The organism is Streptomyces flavofungini, from assembly GCF_030388665.1.
GTDB classification, from domain to species: domain Bacteria; phylum Actinomycetota; class Actinomycetes; order Streptomycetales; family Streptomycetaceae; genus Streptomyces; species Streptomyces flavofungini_A.
The window spans coordinates 2,090,613-2,109,937 of record NZ_CP128846.1 but is presented as its reverse complement, the minus strand read 5'-3'; the positions used below and the strand labels follow the sequence as shown (position 1 = coordinate 2,109,937).

Below are 19,325 nucleotides of genomic sequence, written 5' to 3'. Positions count from 1 at the left end.
GAAACGCGCCCCCCCCCGGCCGGAGGTGGGCGCCCGGGTCGCGCTCGCCCGGAGGGCGGCGGTCGCGTCGAGCGTCACAGGAACTTCAGGGGACTTCAGGGAACTTCAGAGGGCTTCAGGGGGCTTCAGAGGAAAGCGACCTGCTGCCACGGGCTGTCCGGGTCCGTGGTGAGGGCGTGGTGGGCCCGCAGGACCGAGGTGTACCACGTGCCGAACTCCTCCTCGTCGAAGTGGAGGCAGCGGCCCAGGACGTAGCCCGCGGAGAACTCCTCCCAGGAGGCGTACGCCGCGCGGGACTCGCGGGCGACGCGTTCGAGGGCGGTGAGGAGTTCGCTGTGGGTGGCGTAGCGGGCGCCCCGGCCCCAGCGGGCCATCTTGGAGGCGCGGCCGAGATCCCAGGCCGCGACACTCGCGACGTGCCCGTCCGGCGGGAGCAGGCCGTCGGCGCGGAACCGGGCCTCGTAGCGCAGGACCTTGCCGACCAGGGCGCGCAGCGCGTCCACGAACTGGTCGAGCTCCGGGTCGTCGCCGGGTCGGTGCGGCACGTCGGGGCCGCCGGTCTCGACGACGCGGTTGCGCAGGGTCACCTCGACGCAGCGGCGCCACAGCTCCGCGTCCACGGGCGGCCCCTGTTCGGCGAGCACGGCGGTGCGGGCGCCGAGGACGAAGTCCCAGTACCAGGGGCTGACTTCGCGGTCCAGGAGGCGTTCCTGGACGCCCCGCCACTCCTCGCGGTCCCGCACGCCCCACCACTCCTCGAGGCGCGTCACCTCGTTGGTGTAGCCCGCGCCGTGCCAGTCGAGGGTGTTCCAGGGCGCGCCGTTGGCGAAGCACAGGTGGGCGCCGCAGGCCAGGCCGTGCAGGACGGGTCCTTCCGGCGCGCCGGTGCGGCGGGTGTCCACGCGGTCGTCGATCCGGCCGGGACGGTGGTGCTCGTCGTGCAGGTCGGCCCAGACCTGCCGCTCCTCCTTCGTGGTCAGGTAGTACTGCTCGCACGGCGTCCGGGTGTTGACCACCATGACGTCGATGTCCTCGGGCCACTGGCGCGCCAGGGTGCCGAGCGTGACGTACTCGTACACCACGTCGGGGTGCGGGCGCGGCAGCAGGCCGGCCGTGTACACCTGCGCCACCCGGCGGCCGTCGGGGACCTCCACGCTGAACAGGGGCGGCGCTTCCGGCGCCGCGGCGAGGTCCGTGAGCGGCACCGGGCGGTACAGGCCCTCGACGGCGAGCGCCCGCAGATAGGCGTAGCCGTCCTCGGCCTCGGCCAGCTCGTACAGGTGCGCCTCCAGATCGGCGGGCGCCTGCCAGCGGGTGCCGTCCTGCGGAGCCGGCACGACCGGGAACACGTCGTCGTGGTAGTCGTCTTCGGCTGCCGCGTACATGGCCGGATGCTCGCTTCCGTGCTGGGGATGATCTTTCCCGAACGGTATCCGACGAGGCGAATGCGGTACGGCGGGCCCGAGGGCTCCCCTTTCAGTCCGCCATCCTTCGGTCCGCCATCCGCAGGGGCAGCGACTTGAGGCTGTTGATGAAGTGCGAGACCAGGCGGACCGGCGCCCCGGCCAGGCGCGGGTTTGGCACGGCGGCGAGGAACTCCTCGTAGAAGAGCGCGAGTTGCAGCCGTGCGAAGTGCGCGCCCAGGCAGACGTGCGGGCCGCCGCCGAACGACACGTGCGGGTTCGGCGTGCGCCGCAGGTCGAGGCGGTCGGGCTCGGTGAACACCCGCTCGTCGCGGTTGGCCGAGGCGTGGAAGACCACGACCTTGTCGCCGCGCCGGATCGGCGTCCCGGCGAGAACGGTGTCGCGAGCCGCCGTCCGCCGGAAGGTGAGGACCGGCGGATGCCAGCGCAGCAGCTCCTCCACCGCGCCGGGCATCGGGGCCGCCCCCGACCGCAGCGCGCCCAGCTGGTCCGGGTGGAGCACGAGGGCGAGCACCCCGCCGGGCGCGGCCCCGCGCACCGTGTCGTTGCCCGCGACGGTGAGCAGGAAGAAGAACATCTCCAGTTCGCCCGCGCCCAGTTCGGGCGTGGTGGCGAGCGCGGTGAGGATGTCGTCGTCGGGGTGGCGCCGCTTGTGCGCGGCGAGTTCACCGGCGTACGCGAACATGTCCGCCAGCATCGCCGGTGACCGGGGGTTCAGCGGCCGGCCGTCGGGCCCGAGCACCGGCTCGCCCGCCTCGTCCGGGTCCTGGTAGCCGATGACCCGCCGCGTCCAGTGGAGCAGCAGCCCGCGGTCGCTCTCCGGGACGCCCAGCAGGTCCGCGAGGTTCAGGAGCGCGTAGTCGTCGGTGACCGAGGCGACCAGGTCGCAGCCGCCGTCCCCGGCGCGGGCGTCGGCCACCGCACGCCGCAGGAGCGCACGGGCCCGCTCCCGCGCCCGGTCCTCGAAGCGGGCGATCCGGCGCGGCGTGAAGGCGCGGCTCACCAGGGTGCGCAACCGGCCGTGCCCGGGCGGGTCCTGATTGAGCATCATCCGGCGGATGAACGGCAGGTCGCCCGGGCCCGGGTCACGGATCTGGGTGGCGCCCAGGTACGAGGAGTACGTCGCCGCGTCCTTCAGGACCGCCGTCACGTCCGCGTGCCGCGTCACCGCCCAGAACCCGGGCCCCGCGGGCCAGCCGAGGACGGGCGGTTCCTCCTGCCGGGCGACGGGGTGGTTCTCGCGCAGGACGCGGTAGCGGTCGTACGGCACGCCGTCGGCGTACAGCCGCGGGTCGAAGACGTCGGGGAGCGCGGCGGCGGGGCCGGGCGGTGGGGTCATGCGCCGGGAGCCTGGGGAGCGGGCCGCGCCGCGCCGTCGTCGGCCCGCAGGAAGTCCTCCACCGCGCGGATCAGGTCGAGCGGCGCCTCGTCCATCGCGTAGTGCCCGGCGCCCGGCAGGTCCACCAGTTCGCCGCGCGCGAACCACGTCAGCCAGGTCTGCCGCATCAGGTCCGCCGAGAGGGCCGGGTCGAGGGCGCCGGTGACGGCGAGCGCGGGCACCTGGCAGCCGTCGAGGCGCGTGTGGAAGTCGTCGCCCGTCCAGGAGTCGAGCCAGGCCCGGAACGCCTTGGCGTCGCTGCACGCGAGGGAGCGGGCGACCATGCGGCCGAGCCAGGCCTCGGGGCGGGCCCCGCCCGTGGTCATGTCGATGATGGCGCGCCGGTTCTCCGGCCGGTGCGCGGCCGACGCGAAGAGTTCGGCCTGCTCGGGCGGCAGCGGCAGGCCCGAGGCGGGCACCGGCGAGATGCCCACGATCCGCCGCACCCGGTGCGGCGCGAGCGCCACCACGCGCTGCGCCACGCTCCCGCCCATCGAGTGCCCCACGACCGAGAACCGCTCCCACCCGAGCCGGTCGGCCAGGTCGACGAGGTCGGCGGCTGCTTCGGCGGTGGTGTACGAGCCGACGGCGTCCTTGGCCTCGCCGTACCCCCGCAGGTCCACCAGGGCGTACTGGAAGGTGTCCGTGTCGAGGTCGGCGAGCAGCGGCGCGTACGCCGAGCGGTCCGCGAACCAGCCGTGCACGGCGAGCACCTTGTGAGGTCCTTCGCCGACCAGCTGATGGGGGAGTATGAAGGCGGTCACGACCGTCACCATGGCCGGGACCGGCGGGCCGCGCAAGAGTGCCGTCGTGCCCCGCGGGCCGGGTGCGACGGGGTGAAACGCACGGTGCGCGAGGGAAGTTGGCTCAACTCCTGCGGGCGGCGCTCGCTGGTGGTCACAATGTGGCATGGCCATCCGCCACCTCAACTACCGGCTCGACGAGGAGCCGGTCACCGGCACCGTCCGGCTGGTTCCCGTCCCTGTCCCACCCGGACCCCGGCCCGGCCTCAAGGGCGCGGCCGCCGCGCCGGAGGGCGCTTCGACGCGTGCGCGGGGGCCGGCCTCGGGCGCTGCTTCGGAGGTGGACGTGGGCTCGGGTTCGGACGGGGACGCGGGCTCGGACGCGGTTTTGGGCTTCGGCCTCGACCCGGGCGCGGTCCCGGTCCCGGTCCCGGACCCGGACCCGGTCCGGGACCCGGACTTGCACGCGGAAGCGGATGCGGATGCGGATGCGACCGGGCTCTCGGCGGACGACGCGGAAGTCGCCGAGTGGGTGGCGCTCGCCGTCGGCGCCGGGTGCGGGCGGGGCGCGAACGGGCTCGGGCTCGGTGCGCCGTTCAGCTTCAGCCGTCTGCCCGACGGCGCCGGCCTGCTGTGCCGCACCGGCGGTGCCGGAGGCGAGGTCCGGGCCATCCACCTCACCGGTGCCGACGCGGCGATGTTCGCCGATGAGTGGCCGGTCATGCTGCTCGCGGCCGGGTCGGCCCTCGGCGCCGGCGCCGACGCGGGCGCGGACGCCGACGCAGCCGCGGAGGCCGACGGGGACGCGGGCGCGGATGCCACCGCCGACGGGCGCGCGGGCGCGGATGCCGACACCGGCTCCGGTGAACTCCCCCGACCCGAAGGACCGTTCGGCCGCGCCGAGCTGACCCGCTTCGCCCGCGCCCACGAGCCCCGCGTCGCCCCCTTCCTCGCCGACGTACGCCGCCTCTTCGACGACCCGGCCGGACGCCAGCTCGTCCTGGCCGAGGAGAGCACGGACACCGTCGCCCGCTGGATCGCGCTCGCCTGCGCCTCGCTGCCGCCCGCGTACGTCCCCTCGCTGACGTTCACCACTCGCGCCACCGACCCCGGCCGGGCCCCGCAGCACATCGTCGGCATCGGCCCCGACGCCGACTTCGACCGCTTCGACGTCACCACGCTCGACCACCTGTACCGCGTCCACGACGGCCTCGACGGCCCCGGCAGCCCGCCCGCCGCCGACCTCTGGGCGACCTGGACGGCCCGCCTGTGGATCGCGGGCGTGCCGCTGCCCCGGCCCACCGGCGCCCCGACCGCCCCCACCGGCACGGCCACCGACCCCACCGACCCCGATGTCCCCGACGGCGCGGCCCACCCCTGCCCCGACTCCGACGCCTTCTCGCCGACCCGGCTCGTGCCCGCCCTGCTCCACGCGGGCCTGCTGTCCGGCGGCGACCTCGCCGAACTGACCGGCGACGCGCTGCGGGAAGCGGTGGCCGTGCTGGTGGGGGCGGTCGGCGCCGACGCCGCCCCCCTCACCGCCCTCTGCCGGGAGCTCCACCTCCACGACCGGGCCGCCGCCGAGTCCCTCGCGCTCGCCCTGGCCCGGCACCGCCTGGCAGCCGCCGGACCCCGCGAGGTGCCCGCCGAACTGGCCGCCGTCTGTGACGAGTTGCCCCTCGGCGGCGACGCCGGGCGGGCGCTGCGGGCCGAGTACGGCGGGGACGCCGACGAGGCGCTGTGGCGGGCCCTGCGGGAACCACCGGAGGCCTGGGTGGAACCGCTGCGGCTCGCGGTCGCGGTCGCCGCCGCCGGAGGGCGCGGCGTCGACGCGGCGATGAAGCGGCTCGCCCGCGCCCTGCGCAACCCCGAAGGCACCGACCGCGCCCAGGCCGTCCACGTCCTCGACGCCGTCGACTACGCCCCCCTGACCCGGCGCGTCCTGAAGATGCTCGGCTCCGATGGCGGCATCGGGCGGCTCGACCTACTGCGAGACCTCGCCGCCTCGCCGCAGGGCGACTGGCTGCGCCGCAATCTCGACGACCACTCGCCGCTGCCGCTGCGCCTCGCCGTGGCCGCCGCCCACTGGGGCGGACCGGGCGACGGTCTGCGCGGCGCCGACCTCTTCGGCAAGCTCACCGAGATCCTGCCGGGGCGCAGGGTGAGCGACGCGGCGACGCTGCGGCAGGTGTGGCGGCTCGTCTGGCGCACCACCGACCCCGCGCCCGCCGAACTCCCCTGGCTCGCCCGCACCTGCACCGTGCCCCTGCTCGTCCAGGCGGGCCTCGGCCAGCACGTCACCGGCGTCGTCACGGCGCCCGACCGGGTCGACCAGGAGACCGTCGCGTTCGCCCGCGACCTGCTCCACGAACGCCACCTGAAGCGGCACCAGCGCGCCACCGCCCAACTCCTGGTCCTCGCCCAGGATCTGGCCGAACGCCGGCTCTCCCTGCGGCAGAGCGTCCACCGGTTGCAGGCCCTGCACGTCGACGCGGCCCCCCTGGCCGTCACCGTGCGCCGGGGCGTCGGCGAGCTCATCGCGGTCGCCCTCGTCCGCACCGACGCCCCCCAGCTCGCCCGCGCCCCCGTGTACGACTACCTGATCTCCTCCGGGCCCGAACTCATGGCCCCGTACCGGCAGTTGATGCTCGATGAACGCAGACGTGAACAGCTCGAACGGGACCTGCCGCGACAACCGGAGGAGATCAGCGCCTACTACTACCTGTGGCGGCCCACACGGCGCCCCGGCGTCTCCCTCGACTGGCGGCAGGTCGCCCAGGAACTCCTCCACGAGATCCTCGCGCCCGTCGTGGCCCGCCTCGACGAGCGGGGCCTCAGCGAGGTGGCCACCGTCATCGCCGGCCGCCAGGGCAAGGAACGGGTGCGGGAGTGGAACGCCTGGCGCCACGGCTTCCACGCCCGGTAGCCCGCACGGCCCCGACCGGCCACCCCATCCGCCTGCCCCATCCGCCCACCCCATCCGCCCGCCACGTCCCGCAACCGCGTCTCGTTCCCCGTACGTCACCCCCTACGTGCCCTCGTACTGAGAGACCGTCAGGACCCGGACCGACCCCCTCGGCCCGTCCCCGTGCACCCCGATCCACCTGGAGAGGACCAGCGTGAGCCGAACAAAAGGCACCAGCGTCACCGGTGAGTCCAGCGAGGCCGCCGACAACTTCCCCGGCGGCTCCATGGCGAGCCGCCCCGTGCACTTCATCTGGATGCTCGACTGCTCGGGCTCCATGAGCGTCAACGGCAAGATCGGGCAGCTGAACTTCGCCATCCGCGAGGCCATCCCGGAGATGCGGCAGGCCGCCGACGCCAACCCCGCCGCCTCGCTGCTCGTACGGGCCATCTCGTTCGCCAGCGGCGCGAGCTGGCACGTCGGCGAGCCGACCCCGGTCGACAGCTTCTCCTGGGAGGACGTGCACACCTACGGCGGCACCGACATGGGCGCCGCCTTCAAGCTCGCCGCCGGGGCCCTGGAGACCCCGCCGATGCCGCAGCGCGCCCTGCCCCCGGTGCTCGCCCTCGCCTCCGACGGCCAGCCCACCGACGACTGGCGGGCGGGCCTGCGCGCCATCGACAGCACGCCCTGGGGCAAGCGGGCCGTGCGCGTCGCCGTCGCCATCGGGGACGACGCGGACAAGAGCATGCTGAAGGAGTTCCTCGGCAATCCCGAACTGGAGCCGCTGCAGGCCAAGAACCCGCGCCAGCTCGCCGCGGCCATCCGCTGGATGTCCACCGCCGTCGTGAAGGACGCCTCCACCCCCAAGGTCGAGGACGCCAAACCCGCGGCGCCGGTGGGCCCGCCGCTGACCAAGGGCGGCGACGAAGACGAGATCTGGTGACCGCGGTCCGTGCGCCGCTCGACCGGGCAGCGGACTGGGAGCTGCTCCGCGGCGCCGTCAAGGGCGTCGCCAAGAAGTACAGCCAGGACCGGTGCGCCGCCAAGGCCACGGCGGGCGGCCGCGCCGTCGTCCTGGCGGTCGCCGACGGCCACGGCTCCGCCGCGCACTTCCGCAGCGACCAGGGCGCGCGCTGGGCCGTCCAGGAGTTCACGGCCTGCGCGGAGGTCTTCGCGCACGAGGCCGTGCGGCTCGGCGCCGACGCGGCGAACTGGCCGGGGCTGCGCGCCGCGGCCCGGCTCCTGCCACGGGCCGTCGGGCACCGCTGGCGGCAGCGCGCCCTGGTGCACGACGCCAGCTCGCCCGCGCACGGCGCGGGGCCCGCCCGGCGGGCCGCGGCCCGCGCCCGCCGTGACCGGGAGGGCCCCGCGGCCACTTGGGACCTCGCCGCGTACGGCAGCACCCTGCTCGGCGCCGTCCTGACCCCGCACATGCTGCTGTGCTGGCAGCTGGGCGACGGGGACGTCGTGCTCGTCGACGACGGCGGCGTAGCGCACACACCGCTGTCCACCGGGCCCGACATGGGCGACGAGACCGACTCGCTGTGCGAGCCGGAACCCTGGCGCAAGACCCGCACCCACTGGCAGCCCCTCACCGGCGGCCCGCCGCCGGCCGTGCTGCTCTCCACCGACGGGCTCTCCAAGAGCTTCGCCGACCACCAGGGCTTCCTGGACTTCGCCACCGGCGTGTGCGAACGCGCCGCAGGACAGGGCGTGGCCGCCGTCCAGGGGCAGCTGGAGGACTGGCTGGCGCGGGCGGCGAAGTACTCGGGGGACGACACGACGCTCGTCGCGGCCTTCGCGACCGCGGCGGCGGGCACGGAACACGGCACGGCGGTGCCCGACGCGCACGGCACGGCACCGGCAACGAACGACGACGGCACGACGGAAGGAACGGGGACCGCATGAGCAACGGCATGCTCGCCACCGGAAGGAAGCTGGTGACCGAGTCCGGGGAACAGGTCACGGTCGGGGAGCTCTTCGGATCCGGCGGCCAGGGCGAGGTGTACCGGGTGTCCACGGTGCGCGGCGACCGCGCCGTGAAGTGGTACTACCCGCAGCTCGCCGACGCCCGCCAGCGCCACATCCTGGAAGGGCTCATCGAGAAGGGCTGGGACGACGACCGCTTCCTGTGGCCGCGGTCCATCGTCATGGACCCCGACGGCAAGGAGCCCGGCTTCGGCTATCTGATGGACGTGCGCCCCGCGCGCTTCCAGGACCTGCCCGCGCTGTTCCGGCGCGACCCGTCCGTGAAGGACGCGACGATGCGCACCCTGGTGACGGTCGCCCTGCACACCGTCGAGGCGTACCGCGCGCTGCACTCCAAGGGCATCGCCTACCGCGACATCAACTGGGGCAACATCTTCTTCGACCCGCGCACCGGCGACGTCCTGGTCTGCGACAACGACAACGCGGTCGTGGAGGGCGGCACCGCCGGAGTCGCGGGGACCATGGACTTCATGGCGCCGGAGCTGGTGCGCGGCGACCGCGGCGCGCAGCCCGGCACCCAGACCGACCTGCACTCCCTCGCCGTGCTGCTGTTCCTGCTCCTGATGAACGAGCACCCCTTCAACGGGGCGCTCGCCATGCGCATCCACTGCATGGGCGAGGCCGCCAAGCGCAAGCTGTACGGCACCGACCCGGTGTTCGTGTACGACCCCTCGGACACCCGCAACCGTCCCGTCCCCGGTGAGCAGCCGACCGTCATCGCCACCTGGGCGGCGCTGCCGCAGATCCTGCGGGACCTGTTCGTGCAGACGTTCACCGACGGCCTGAGGGCGCCCGCGAAGCGGGTCCGCGAGACACAGTGGCGCGACGCCCTCAGCCAGGTCCTCGACGCCATCACCCAGTGCCGCCTGTGCGGCCGGCAGAACCTGACCCAGCCCGACGGCGCGCCGCCGGACTGCTGGAAGTGCGGCCGGCCCCTGCAGCTCCCGCCCCGCCTCGAACTGGTCACCGCCACCGGCACCACCCTGCGCACCCGCCGCGGCATCCGCCTCGACCCCTCCGCCCGTGTGTACGCCCACCACCTGGACGGCGACCCCGACCGGCACGACTTCCGCGCCGTCGTCGGCGAGGTCACCGAACACCCCAAGCAGCGCGGCCGGTACGGCCTGACGAACCGCACCCAGAACGTGTGGACGGTCCGCAAGGACGACGGTTCGGTACGCGAGGTCGGGCCGGGCCGCACGATCGCGCTGCAGTCCGGGCTGCTCCTGGAGTTCGGGGGCGGGGTGGAGGCGGAGGTCAAGGAGTAGGGGAGTTGCGGGAGTTGCGGGAGTAGGGGAATTGCGGGAGTTGCGGGAGTAGGGGAATTGCGGGAGTCGGGGGCGTTGGAGGGCCGGTGCGTTCCGGAGCTCCCGGGGTTTCGGTGAGTTCCGGGATCATCGAGGGGCGCGGGGCGGGTACGAGGGACGTGCGGTGCCGCCGGGACCTCAGCTCCGGTCGCCGGGACCTCAGCTCTGGCGGGCGCGGGTGCGCAGCCAGCGGCGCCACCACCGCCGCCACGGCGCGGGCTCCGGCGGGGGCGGCGGCAGGTGCGCCGCGGGCAGGTCGGCGTACGCGGGCGGCGCGGGCACGGCGACGGCGTCCGGGCGGGTCAGCGGGGTGACCGTGACGGTGCAGGCGCTCTCCGGCACGGCCAACTCGACCGCCCCGGACGCCTTCTGGTGCGTGCTGCGCGGCACGCGCCGGGAGTCGCCGCGCGTGCCGTCCTGCCAGCCGACCCGCACCAGCACGGCGGGCTCCGGCCAGGTGAACACCGCGTTGGCGCGCCCGCGCCCGAGCCGCACCACCGTCAAGTCCTTGATCGGGGCCGGACTCTCGATGACGACACTCGGACCGGCCACCGCACGGTCGCCGAGCACGCTCACCGCCGTCATCCGCAGCCGCCCCGCCACGGGCGGGTCCACTTCGAGCAGCAGGTCCCGTCCGTCGCCACCACCCGTGCGCGGCTCCGCCGCCCAGGGATCCGGCAGGTCCGACGCGCTCCCGGCGTGGGCGGACGTGGCGTGGGCGGGTGTCGCGCCGCCGGGTGTGCTCGGTGCGGACATGCGGGCGAAGCGTTCCGAGATGTCCGTGCCCGGCGCGATCGGGCCGTCCGGCCAGGGCACGAGGGTGCTTCGACCGCGCCGGGGCGCGCGCCACGCGAGCCGCACGCGGTCCCCGGCGAGCTCGGCGGTCAGCTCCCGCACGGGGGTCGGCCACGCCTCGACGCGGGCCATGACGTGCACCCCGGGCGACCGGGCGACGGTGCCGCCAGGGCCTGGATAGCCGCAGCTCACCCGGTACGTGTAGATCCCCGGGGGCAGCGCGTCGTCCACCAGTCCCCGGCGCCCGCAGGACAGCACCGTCGGCCCGCTGCCCGCGCCGACGTCCGGCAGGTCGTAGCGCAGCACCTCGATGTCGACGGCCGCCGGGTGCGGCCGCCAGTGCACCTGGACGCCTCCCGGCACGGGCTTGGTCATAAGCTGCGTGACGTCCGGCGCGACGAGGACCGGCGCGGAGACGCGCGGCACCCCGGCGACGCGGTCGCCGCGCAGCGGGAGGACGGCGTAGCGCAGGGCGCGGCCCAGCGGCGCGGCCGTGTCGTGGGCCGTCAGCAGCCGGGCTTCCGGTGCGGCCACCTCGACCCGCGCGACCTCGCTGGTGGTCTCCGGGGCGTCGTCGTCGAAGCGCAGGACGGCGTACGTCACGGGGTCGGCGGGGCGCGTGCCGGGTACGTGCGGCGCCCGCCAGCTCAGGCCGATGCCGCGGTCCTGCGGCCACGCCCGGACCGCGGACTCCTCGGGGGCGGACGGCGCGTCGGCGAGGGCGGTGGCCGTCCGCAGCAGGCCCGCCCGCAGCTCCGGCGCGTCCGTGGCCTGCCGCAGCGCGCCGAGCCACGTGGTGGCCGCCGCCCGCGCGTCACCGCTGTCGTGCGCCCTGCGGGCCGCGTACGCGAGGAGCCGCACCTTCGTGGAGCGGGTCCGCACCGCGCCGAGCAGCGCGGCGAGTACGTGGTCGTCCGGTGCCGCGGGCAGCAGGTCCGCGAGGTGCTCGGCCCGGCGGAGGCGGGTGCCCGGCCAGACGTCGTTGATCTCCTCCGCCGCGCGCCGGGCCGCCCCGTCGGCGGGGAAGGCGGCGTCGACGGCGGCGGCCAGGAGGCGGGCCTCACTGCGGTGCACGCCGAGCGCGGCGACGTCGTCGGCGGTCGTCGCCGTGGCCGAGCCGGCACCGGCCCCCGCCGTGGCCGCGTCGCCTCCGCGCGTGCCCGGCCTGCCGCCCTTGCCGTTACCGCCGCCGTCCTTCAGCAGGCAGCACAGCTCCCACAGGACGATGCGCCGAAGCCCCATCGGGTGGTCGCGCGCCAGGGTCTCCAGGACGTCCGTGACCGCGGCCGCCGTCAGCGCGCGCGGGTCCGCCGACATCTGCCAGGCCTCCCGTGCCCGCCGCACGAACGGCACGTCCACGCGCTGCCACAGCCCGCCGCGGCCGGGGAACCACAGGCCGTCGAGGACACGGAAGCCGTCGTCCGTCTGCGCCGTCGGCAGGGTGTTGAAGACACCGCCCGCCGCCTGCTGCCGCCCCGGCTCCCGCAGCAGCTCGGCGGCGTGCCGGAACCCCAAGTCGCGAAGGCCGGAGCGCAGTTGGCGGTATCCGCGCATGCCGGGGAACTGCGGGAGCACGGGCAGCGGCGGGGGCGTGCCGTCGGTGCCCCGGACGCCGGGCCGCCAGTTCGTCGCCACCGGTCAGCCTCCCGGCGCCGTGAAGAAGTACACCCGGACCACGGCGGTCGACGGGCTGTTGCTCAGGTCGTGGAAGTCGTCCGTCGCCGTCTTCCGCGTGAACATCTCCGGACGGCCCTCGCCGAGCAGCGAGTTGACGCGGTGGGCGTACGTCGTGCCGCTCTGCCCGCCGCCGAAGGTCAGCACCAGCGCGGCCGTCCGGCCCTGCCACTTCTTCGTGGACCGGCCGATCTGCGCCACGAGCGCGTCCTTGTCCGTGCCCTTCACCTCGAACTGCTCGGGCTTGCGCTCCACCGACCGCGGGCCCGTGGGGCTCGGCTTCGGCTTCGGCGGCTTCGTCCCGTCCGCGCTGTTCGACGGCTTCGGACGCGCGGCGAGCGGGTCGGGCCTGTCGGCCATCGACACCAGGGCGAGTACGAGCAGCAGGTCGGCGAAGAGCCAGCCCGCGAGGACGACGCCCGCGACCCGGCCGCCCGCGCCCCGGCCCCGCCCGCGCCGCCGGTACGGGCTCACGCGTCACCTCCGGACGGCGGGGGAGCGGAGGGACGCCGGGTGGGCGGACGCAGGGCGCGGGTGCGGTGCGAGGCGACGTCCGACGTGGTGTCCGAGGTGAGGTCGGGGGAGGAGAGGGCGGAGGAGGCGGAGGCGGATGAGGTGCCGGGCGAGGTGCCGGGTTCGGGTGCGGTCGGGGGCCTCGGGGTGTCCTGGGGGGTGGTGTCGTGCGGTGCCGTGCCGTGCGGCGTGTCGCGTGGGGCGTCCTGCGGGCTGGTGGCTTCGTAGGGTGTCGGTGTCGGTGTCGGTGTCGGTGTCGGTGTCGGTGTCGGTGTCGGTGTCGGTGTCGGCGCCGGGGGCGCTGCTGTCGGTCGGTCCGTCTCGGCCGGGCGAGGCCCCGGCACGGGCGTCCCGTTCGTGCCGCCCGGCCTCGGCGTCGGCGTGCTGTACGGGCCTGTCGACGCGTCGTACGAGGACAGCGGCGTGCCGTACGGCTCCGTGTCGGGCGACGACCCGTACTCGCCCGCCTGCGGCGCCCCGTACAGGTCCGGCGTCGACGCGCCGTACGGATCCGCCGCCGGACGCGCCGACCCGTTGTGCACCGGCGCCCCCATGGTGGAGGCCGCCGACCGCACGCCCGACTCCACCCGGGCCGCCGCGTCCTGCCAGTGGGCCGCCGCCGCGTCCCAGCGTTCCGTTGCCTCGCGTATGCCGTCCATCGCGTCGCTCGTACGGCCGGTGCTCGTGACCAGGGCCTGGGAGGCCTGCTCGGTGGCGCGGGCGACCGACTCCGTCTTGGCCACGAGCTGACGCTGGGCGGTGACCAGGGCGTGCAGCGAGGTCTCCACCGTCGTGCCCGCCGCCTTCACGCGCTCGGCGATGACGTCGGCCGCGGCGGTGTTCGCGGCGCCCGCCTGGACCGTCGCCGCCTGCACGTCGCGCAGCGTGGTCTCCATGCGGTTCGCCGCCGCGCCCAGCTTCGGCACTTCCTGGGTGAGCCGGACCGCTGCGTCCCGCAGCGACGTCGTCGCGCTCGCCACCGCCCCGGCCGTCGCGGTCAGCTCCTTGTGGTTCTTCTCGGCCTTGGCGGCGAGGGTGTTCATCTGCCGTGCGGCCTTGGTCAGTTCGGTCGCGAACTGTTGGGGGGAGGCGCTGCGGTGCTGTGCGAGCAGCATCTGGAGCCGGGTGAGCACGGACGCGAGCCGTGCGAGCAGCCGTTCGCGCTCCGCCTCCTGCTCCGCCTCCTGCTTGTCGGCGCGCCAGCGCACGCGCGCGTGCACGACCGAGAGCAGCACGAGCAGGGCGATGAGCACGACCGCGGTCAGCGCCACGTTCTCGAAGCGTCCGAGCGTCGACAGGTGCCCGCCGAACCCGGACTGCCACAGCTGCAGGAAAGGCCGCGTCGCCTCCTTGCGGTTCTCCTCGGCGAGTTCCCCGTACGCGCGCACGGCGTCCCGCAGGCCGAACCAGGTGATCAGCAGCGGGATGAAGACGAGGACGCCGAGCGCGGCCTCCAGGACGCCGTCGCGGCGCGCCGAGGGGCGCGAGCCGGCCGTGGTGACGGTCTCGGGGCGGACGTAGGCGTGCACGAGGTCCAGCTCGGCCCACTTGTCGAGCCGCTTCGCGTGCGTCAAGTCATCGGCGAGCGCCTGGAGTTCGGCGGCTCGCGGGCTGAGCGTCGGCCTGCCCGCGAGGTCCTGAAGCTGCTTGATGAGATCCTGTTTGTCCAGCAGTTCCGCGGGCGTCAAACGCGTACTCCCTGTCTCGGAGCGGCCTGGGGGCCCCGGGCCGGTGGCGCGGGCGCCGTGGCGCCGCGCCCGGGATGCCTCGTCGGTCTTCGTCAGTCGAGGACGTCCCCCCGGCCGCGCCGGTTCCTGCCGTCGCGGCCGAGCAGGCGCGAAAGCGCCTCGGCTCCGGGGTGTTCACGGTCCCACATGAGGCACTTGCCAAGGGCCTCAATCGCCTCATCCCGCGCACCGATCCGGTGGAGTTCCTCCGCGTGCCGGAAGGTGCGCCGCGCGAGCAGCCCGCGCACCCGCTCGTTCGTCGGGTCGTGCCCGTACGCGCACCGCAGCCACCGCTCGGCGTCCGCGAAGTGGTCCGGCGCCATGTCGGCCATCGCCGCCGCGCAGTGCACGTCGATCATCGCGTCCAGGACGTCGGCGCGGTCCGTGAGCGCGGTGGCCTCCTGCCAGGCCTGGTGGGACACCTGCACGGCGTGCTCGTAGCGGCCGTGCTCCAGCAGGAGCCTGGCGCGGGCGAGTTGGCGTTCGCTGCCGCGGCCGGGGCGCTGTCGCACGACCCGGGCTTCGGCGTTCTGCTGCAACGACTGTTCCTTCGGTGGCTGCTGCCCCCGCGGAGACTGTTGTTCCTGTCGTGACGGCTGTTCCTGCTGCTCCTCCTGCGGCTGTCGCGCCTCCTGGGTCTGTCGCCTCTCCTGGGTCTGTTGCCTCTCCTGTGTCCGCTGTTCCGGCGGGCCCGAGCCCTCCGCACGCCTGTCCCCTGTCCTGGCACTGGCACTGGCACTGTCCCCGGCACCGGCATGTGCACCGGCACCCGTGCCCGCAACCCCGTCCCCCGCCACCCCCGTCCCCCGCCCCGCCTCGAGCCCCGCCAGCAGCTCCCGCGCCTCCGTCACGATGTCCCGCAGCAGCGCCACCGCCTCCTGCCTGCGCCCCTGCCGGACGAGGTCCCTTGCGTGGGCGACGTCCTGGCGCGGCGCGGCGGAGGCGTCGGTGAGGGGGTCGGGCGGGGCGTCGAGGGGGAAGAGGCTCGCGGTGAGGGCGGGGGCGTCGGCGAGGGTGTCGCGGGCCGGGTCGGCGGGTTCGAGGAGGCCCTCCTCCAGGGCCGTCGAGCGGGAAGAGGGGGCGCCGCCGCCCGCGAGCCGCACCGCGTGCTTGAGCGCGCCGAGGGCGAGCAGCTCCGGCGGGCCGTGGGCGGTGCCGCGGCCGAGGCCCGCGACACCCGAACGCACCTGCTCCATCAGCGTGCCGCCGCCGACCAGGAGCAGGGTGTCCACATCCGCGCGCGGCACCGCGGACTCGTCGAGCAGGGCGTGGGCGCGCCGCACGGTGCGGCGCACGTGCGGCTCCAGGAACGCGTCCAGGTTCGGCCGGGTGATGCCCATGCGCAGGGCGGGCCCGGTGCCCAGGTCGAGGGTGAGTGCCGCGAAGTCCGTTACCGCGGCCCCGTCCTCGGCGGCCGGTCCCGTCAGCGCCTTGCGGGCCCGCTCGGCCCGCTCGCGCAGGCCGAGCCACACCTCTGCCGGGGCGCCCGTCACCGAAGCCGGTCCGCGGTGCGCCAGAAGGAGCCGTACCGCGGACTCCAGGGCGGCCTCGTCGAAGGCGCGGCCCCCCGAGGTGGCCGCACCGGCGTAGCCGAGGGCGCGGCAGTGCCCGCGCACGCCCCGTACCAGGCCGATCTCGAAGCCCTCGTACCCCATGCCGTACACGAGGAACGTGCCGCTGTCGCGGTCCGTGGTGTGCCCCATGACCGCCGCCATCGAGTCGCTGATCAGCCGCACGGGCGTGAGCCCGGCCGCGTCCGCCGCGTCCCGCAGGGCCTGGCGCTGCGCCGACTGGAAGGACGCGGGCACACTGACGACGGTCTGCGCGACGAAGGCGTCCGCCTGCTCCTCGACGCGCTCGCGCAGCCCCCGGAGCAGCCGCACCACGACCGTGTCCACGTCGGCCGCCTCCCCTCGCCACGGCACCGGACCCCCGCTGCCCACCAGGGACTTCAGGCTGGGGAACGTCACCGGAAGGACGCCCGCCGCGGCCGGGGCGCACCGCAGCCACGACGGCTCCGCCGCGGGCAGGTCGAGGCGGCGCACCTGCTGTCCCGGCCCCGCGAACAGCGCCCGCACCCCGGTGGCGCCGAAGTCCACGCCGAGGCTGACGCGGCCCGCACCGGCCCTTGCTGCCGTCATCCGCCGGCCATGTCGTCGGGGACCTGGAGGATGCCCCCGTAGTCCTTCTTGCTGGGCAGGGTCGGCACCGCGCGCTCCGAGTAGGCGACGGCGATCATGCTGCGCAGGTTCTTGGCCTGCTCGGCGGTCTGGATGCTGTTGCCCTGGCGGTGGGCCGCCTTCACCTGCTCGACGGCCTCACTGATCGCGTTGACCGTCTCCAACGGGGCGCCGTCCGAGGCGAGTTCGGCCTGCCGGAACTGGCTGGCCAGCCCGCACTGGTGGTACATGTCGTCGAGCAGCAGCTCGGTGAGACGTTTGTACTCGCGGCTGTCGCCCATCTCCACCGCCCGCTGCGCCTGCGCGATGTCGCGGCGCGCCTTCATCTCCTGCGTCTGCTCGATGTAGGTGCCGTACTGCTTGAGGAAGCGCTGGGCCTCCCGCACGGCGAGCCCCAGCTCCTCGCGCAGGATCGCGCTGTCCACCTCCCGCTCGGTCTCGGGCGGCGGGGTGCGGGGCATCTCGCGCCGGGGTGTCGCCTCCAGGACCATGTCGGTGCCGCGCACGGCGATCCGCACGGTGATGATGCGGTCCGCCGAGTAGTTGAACGACACGTCCACATGGCAGTTGATCTCGATCTCCTGCGGCAGCTCGAACTCCACCACGCCCTGTTCGTGGTTCTCGCTCGCCACATGACTGTCGCCCTCGTACACCGGCACTCGGATCAGCCTGCTGTCCGTCGCGTGGAACGTGCGCTGGCGCGGCTCGGGCAGCGGATAGGGGGAGCCCGCCGGGATGATCTGGACGAACACGTCCCGCTGGGAGCCCTTCACGGCGGCGATCCCCATCGCCATGGGCGTCGACTCGAACAGGCCCGTGGAGCCCACCGGCCGCCCGTTGACCAGGCTCTGCCCGCAGTCCACACACGTCTCGGCCGCGTACTCGTTGGTGCGGGCGCACTTCTGGGCGGGGCACTCCACGCCGTCCAGGGTCTGGGCGAGCACGCCCGCGCCGTAGGCCACGCACTCCATCGGGTTGATGTTGCGGCGCACCTTGTCGGCGCCGAAGAACGCCTCCACCGCCTCGTACACCGGGCGGGTCAGGGTGCCACCGCCGACGAGCAGCACGTCGGAGATGTCGTCGGGCGCCAGCTCGAAGCCCGACAGGGTCTCCTTGACGAGGTCCATGGTGCGGGTCACCAGGGGCGCGATCATCGCCTGGAACTCGTCGCGGGTGAGCGCCATCTCGACGTCCACGATGCCCTCGGGCCCGCGGTACGCGGCCGGGATCACGATGTACGTCTCCGGCAGCTCGTTCAGCTCCCGCTTGGCCGCCTCCGCCGCCTTCTTCGCCTGGAACAGGAACTCCTTGTCGCCCGCCGGGTCGACGCCCCGCTCCGCGCGCATCCAGGCGATGATCCGCTCCACGATCACCAGGTCGAAGTCGTCGCCGCCCAGCCAGATGTCCCCGGCGGAGCGCAGCACCTGGAACTGGCTGTTGCCGTCCCGGTCCTTGACCGTGTTCAGGACGGAGATGTCGAAGGTGCCGCCGCCCAGGTCGTACACCAGGACCCGGCTGCGGGCCCCGTCCGGCTTGTGCAGGCCGAAGGCGACGGCGGCGGCCGTCGGCTCGTCGACGATCTTCTTCACCACCAGGCCCGCGCGCTCCGCGGCCTCCCGGGTCGCCGCGCGCTGCGCGTCCCTGAAGTACGCGGGCACCGTGATCACCGCGTGCGTGACCTGCTCGCCGAGGGTGCGCGCCGCGTCCCGCACCAGCTTGTCGAGGATGACGCTGGAGATCTCGGCGGGCGTCCGGGTGCGGCCCCCGAGCGTCACATGGGCCCGCGGGTCGTCGTCGGGCCCCGGCACGATCTCGTAGCTGAGCCGGTCGCGGGCCTCGGCCACCGAGGTGTCCGCGAAGTCCCGGCCCATCAGGCGCTTCACCGACACGATGGTGTCCCTGGGCTGGCGCACCGCCCAGTTCAGGGCGTCCTCGCCGACGATCGTCTGCTCCTTGCCGTCGCGCCGCACCAGGCCGACGACGGACGGCGTGAGGCGGTCGCCCTTGCTGTTGGTGAGCACCGCGATGTCCCCGCGGTGCGGGTCGTGGGCGGCGACGGCGCTGTTCGTCGTGCCGAGGTCGATCCCGATGGCCTTCATCCGTGCGTGGTCCCTTCCTGTGGTGCCCTGCCTGTCCCGCCGCCGGTTCCGCTGTCACTGCCGGTACCGCAGTCGCCGTCGGTGCCGCTGTCCTCGTCCGTGGTGCTGTCGGGCCCGGCCCCGGCCGCCGCGACCACGACCCGGGCGGCGCGCAGCACCTGACCCCGGTATCGATACCCGCGCCGCACGACCTCAAGGACCTCGTCGTCCACGGCCCCCGGTGGAGCGGCGCGCACCTCCACGACGTGGTGCGTGGCAGGCTCCGCGCGCTCCCCGGCGCGCCCGAACACCTCCAGGCCCTCGTCGCGGACCGCCGACTCCAGCTGCCGCACGACGAGTCGGAGACTGCGGTGGTACGCGGCCGGGTCCGCGCCGCCCGGCCCTTCGGCGAGCAGCCGCCCGCAGGCGTCCAGCGTGTCGGCGCACACCAGGAGCAGCCGCTCGGTGTGCGCCCGGTGCGCGGCGTCCCGGGCGGCCAGCGCCCTGGAACCCTCGTACGCGGCCAGGGCGGCGGCTCCGTACGGGGCGTCGTGATCCGGCGGGGGGTCCGGCGGGTCCATCGGGTTCATGTGCGCGCCTCCTTTCGGG

The 19,325-nt window shown here is 74.8% G+C and carries 13 protein-coding genes; 4 read left to right on the top strand and 9 right to left on the bottom strand.

Annotated elements, in window-relative coordinates; translation table 11 throughout:
• Positions 1-125: 125 nt before the first annotated feature.
• The 3 genes from QUY26_RS08250 to QUY26_RS08240 form a co-directional block, all read right to left on the bottom strand.
• The gene (locus QUY26_RS08250; RefSeq protein ID WP_289944610.1) at positions 126-1,385 is read right to left on the bottom strand and encodes a DUF1266 domain-containing protein; all 1,260 of its coding nucleotides are present in this window, start codon (positions 1,383-1,385) and stop codon (positions 126-128) included.
• A 91-nt stretch (positions 1,386-1,476) separates the two neighbouring features.
• Complete coding sequence (locus QUY26_RS08245; RefSeq protein ID WP_289944608.1) at positions 1,477-2,763, bottom strand: cytochrome P450; 1,287 nt, start codon at positions 2,761-2,763, stop codon at positions 1,477-1,479.
• Positions 2,760-3,566: an alpha/beta fold hydrolase gene (locus QUY26_RS08240; protein ID WP_289944606.1), complete on the bottom strand. Its 807-nt coding sequence runs from the start codon at positions 3,564-3,566 to the stop codon at positions 2,760-2,762. Before QUY26_RS08240 ends, QUY26_RS08245 begins: the two co-directional genes overlap by 4 nt.
• Positions 3,567-3,711: 145 nt before the next feature.
• Here QUY26_RS08240 and QUY26_RS08235 point away from each other — a divergent pair, with 145 nt between their 5' ends.
• From QUY26_RS08235 to QUY26_RS08220, 4 genes are all read left to right on the top strand, one after another.
• A complete protein-coding gene (locus QUY26_RS08235) occupies positions 3,712-6,471 on the top strand; it encodes a GTPase-associated protein 1-related protein (protein ID WP_289944604.1) in 2,760 nt (919 codons plus the stop codon).
• 265 nt (positions 6,472-6,736) lie between these two features.
• Complete coding sequence (locus QUY26_RS08230) at positions 6,737-7,396, top strand: vWA domain-containing protein (RefSeq protein WP_289955590.1); 660 nt, start codon at positions 6,737-6,739, stop codon at positions 7,394-7,396.
• Positions 7,393-8,361, top strand: a complete 969-nt coding sequence (locus tag QUY26_RS08225) for a protein phosphatase 2C domain-containing protein (RefSeq protein WP_289944602.1) — start codon at positions 7,393-7,395, stop codon at positions 8,359-8,361. The genes QUY26_RS08230 and QUY26_RS08225 overlap by 4 nt, the downstream gene beginning before the upstream one ends.
• Positions 8,358-9,710 (top strand): protein kinase domain-containing protein, encoded by a 1,353-nt coding sequence (locus tag QUY26_RS08220; RefSeq protein ID WP_289944601.1) that lies wholly within the window; start codon positions 8,358-8,360, stop codon positions 9,708-9,710. The genes QUY26_RS08225 and QUY26_RS08220 overlap by 4 nt, the downstream gene beginning before the upstream one ends.
• 198 nt (positions 9,711-9,908) lie before the next feature.
• On the opposite strand, the gene QUY26_RS08215 is transcribed toward QUY26_RS08220, so the two are convergent.
• The 6 genes from QUY26_RS08215 to QUY26_RS08190 all read right to left on the bottom strand — a co-directional run bounded on the left by QUY26_RS08215 (position 9,909) and on the right by QUY26_RS08190 (position 19,306).
• Positions 9,909-12,179, bottom strand: a complete 2,271-nt coding sequence (locus QUY26_RS08215) for a hypothetical protein (RefSeq protein ID WP_289944600.1) — start codon at positions 12,177-12,179, stop codon at positions 9,909-9,911.
• A gap of 3 nt (positions 12,180-12,182) precedes the next feature.
• Positions 12,183-12,692, bottom strand: a complete 510-nt coding sequence (locus QUY26_RS08210) for a hypothetical protein (RefSeq protein WP_289944599.1) — start codon at positions 12,690-12,692, stop codon at positions 12,183-12,185.
• Complete coding sequence (locus tag QUY26_RS08205; RefSeq protein WP_289944598.1) at positions 12,689-14,419, bottom strand: hypothetical protein; 1,731 nt, start codon at positions 14,417-14,419, stop codon at positions 12,689-12,691. The genes QUY26_RS08210 and QUY26_RS08205 overlap by 4 nt, the downstream gene beginning before the upstream one ends.
• 92 nt (positions 14,420-14,511) lie before the next feature.
• On the bottom strand, positions 14,512-16,599 hold the full coding sequence (locus QUY26_RS08200; RefSeq protein ID WP_289944597.1) for an Hsp70 family protein: 2,088 nt from the start codon (positions 16,597-16,599) through the stop codon (positions 14,512-14,514).
• Positions 16,596-18,737, bottom strand: coding sequence for an Hsp70 family protein (locus QUY26_RS08195; RefSeq protein ID WP_289944596.1), 2,142 nt, complete (start codon positions 18,735-18,737; stop codon positions 16,596-16,598). The genes QUY26_RS08200 and QUY26_RS08195 overlap by 4 nt, the downstream gene beginning before the upstream one ends.
• Positions 18,734-19,306 (bottom strand): nucleotide exchange factor GrpE, encoded by a 573-nt coding sequence (locus QUY26_RS08190; RefSeq protein WP_289944594.1) that lies wholly within the window; start codon positions 19,304-19,306, stop codon positions 18,734-18,736. Before QUY26_RS08190 ends, QUY26_RS08195 begins: the two co-directional genes overlap by 4 nt.
• Between the last annotated feature and the right edge of the window lie 19 nt (positions 19,307-19,325).

Coding starts and splice junctions, on each gene's coding strand:
- QUY26_RS08220 (WP_289944601.1), top strand. CDS start 8,358: ATGAGCAACGGCATGCTCGCCACCGGAAGGAAGCTGGTGACCGAGTCC.
- QUY26_RS08230 (WP_289955590.1), top strand. CDS start 6,737: ATGGCGAGCCGCCCCGTGCACTTCATCTGGATGCTCGACTGCTCGGGC.
- QUY26_RS08235 (WP_289944604.1), top strand. CDS start 3,712: ATGGCCATCCGCCACCTCAACTACCGGCTCGACGAGGAGCCGGTCACC.
- QUY26_RS08190 (WP_289944594.1), bottom strand. CDS start 19,306: ATGAACCCGATGGACCCGCCGGACCCCCCGCCGGATCACGACGCCCCG.
- QUY26_RS08195 (WP_289944596.1), bottom strand. CDS start 18,737: ATGAAGGCCATCGGGATCGACCTCGGCACGACGAACAGCGCCGTCGCC.
- QUY26_RS08250 (WP_289944610.1), bottom strand. CDS start 1,385: ATGTACGCGGCAGCCGAAGACGACTACCACGACGACGTGTTCCCGGTC.
- QUY26_RS08200 (WP_289944597.1), bottom strand. CDS start 16,599: ATGACGGCAGCAAGGGCCGGTGCGGGCCGCGTCAGCCTCGGCGTGGAC.
- QUY26_RS08245 (WP_289944608.1), bottom strand. CDS start 2,763: ATGACCCCACCGCCCGGCCCCGCCGCCGCGCTCCCCGACGTCTTCGAC.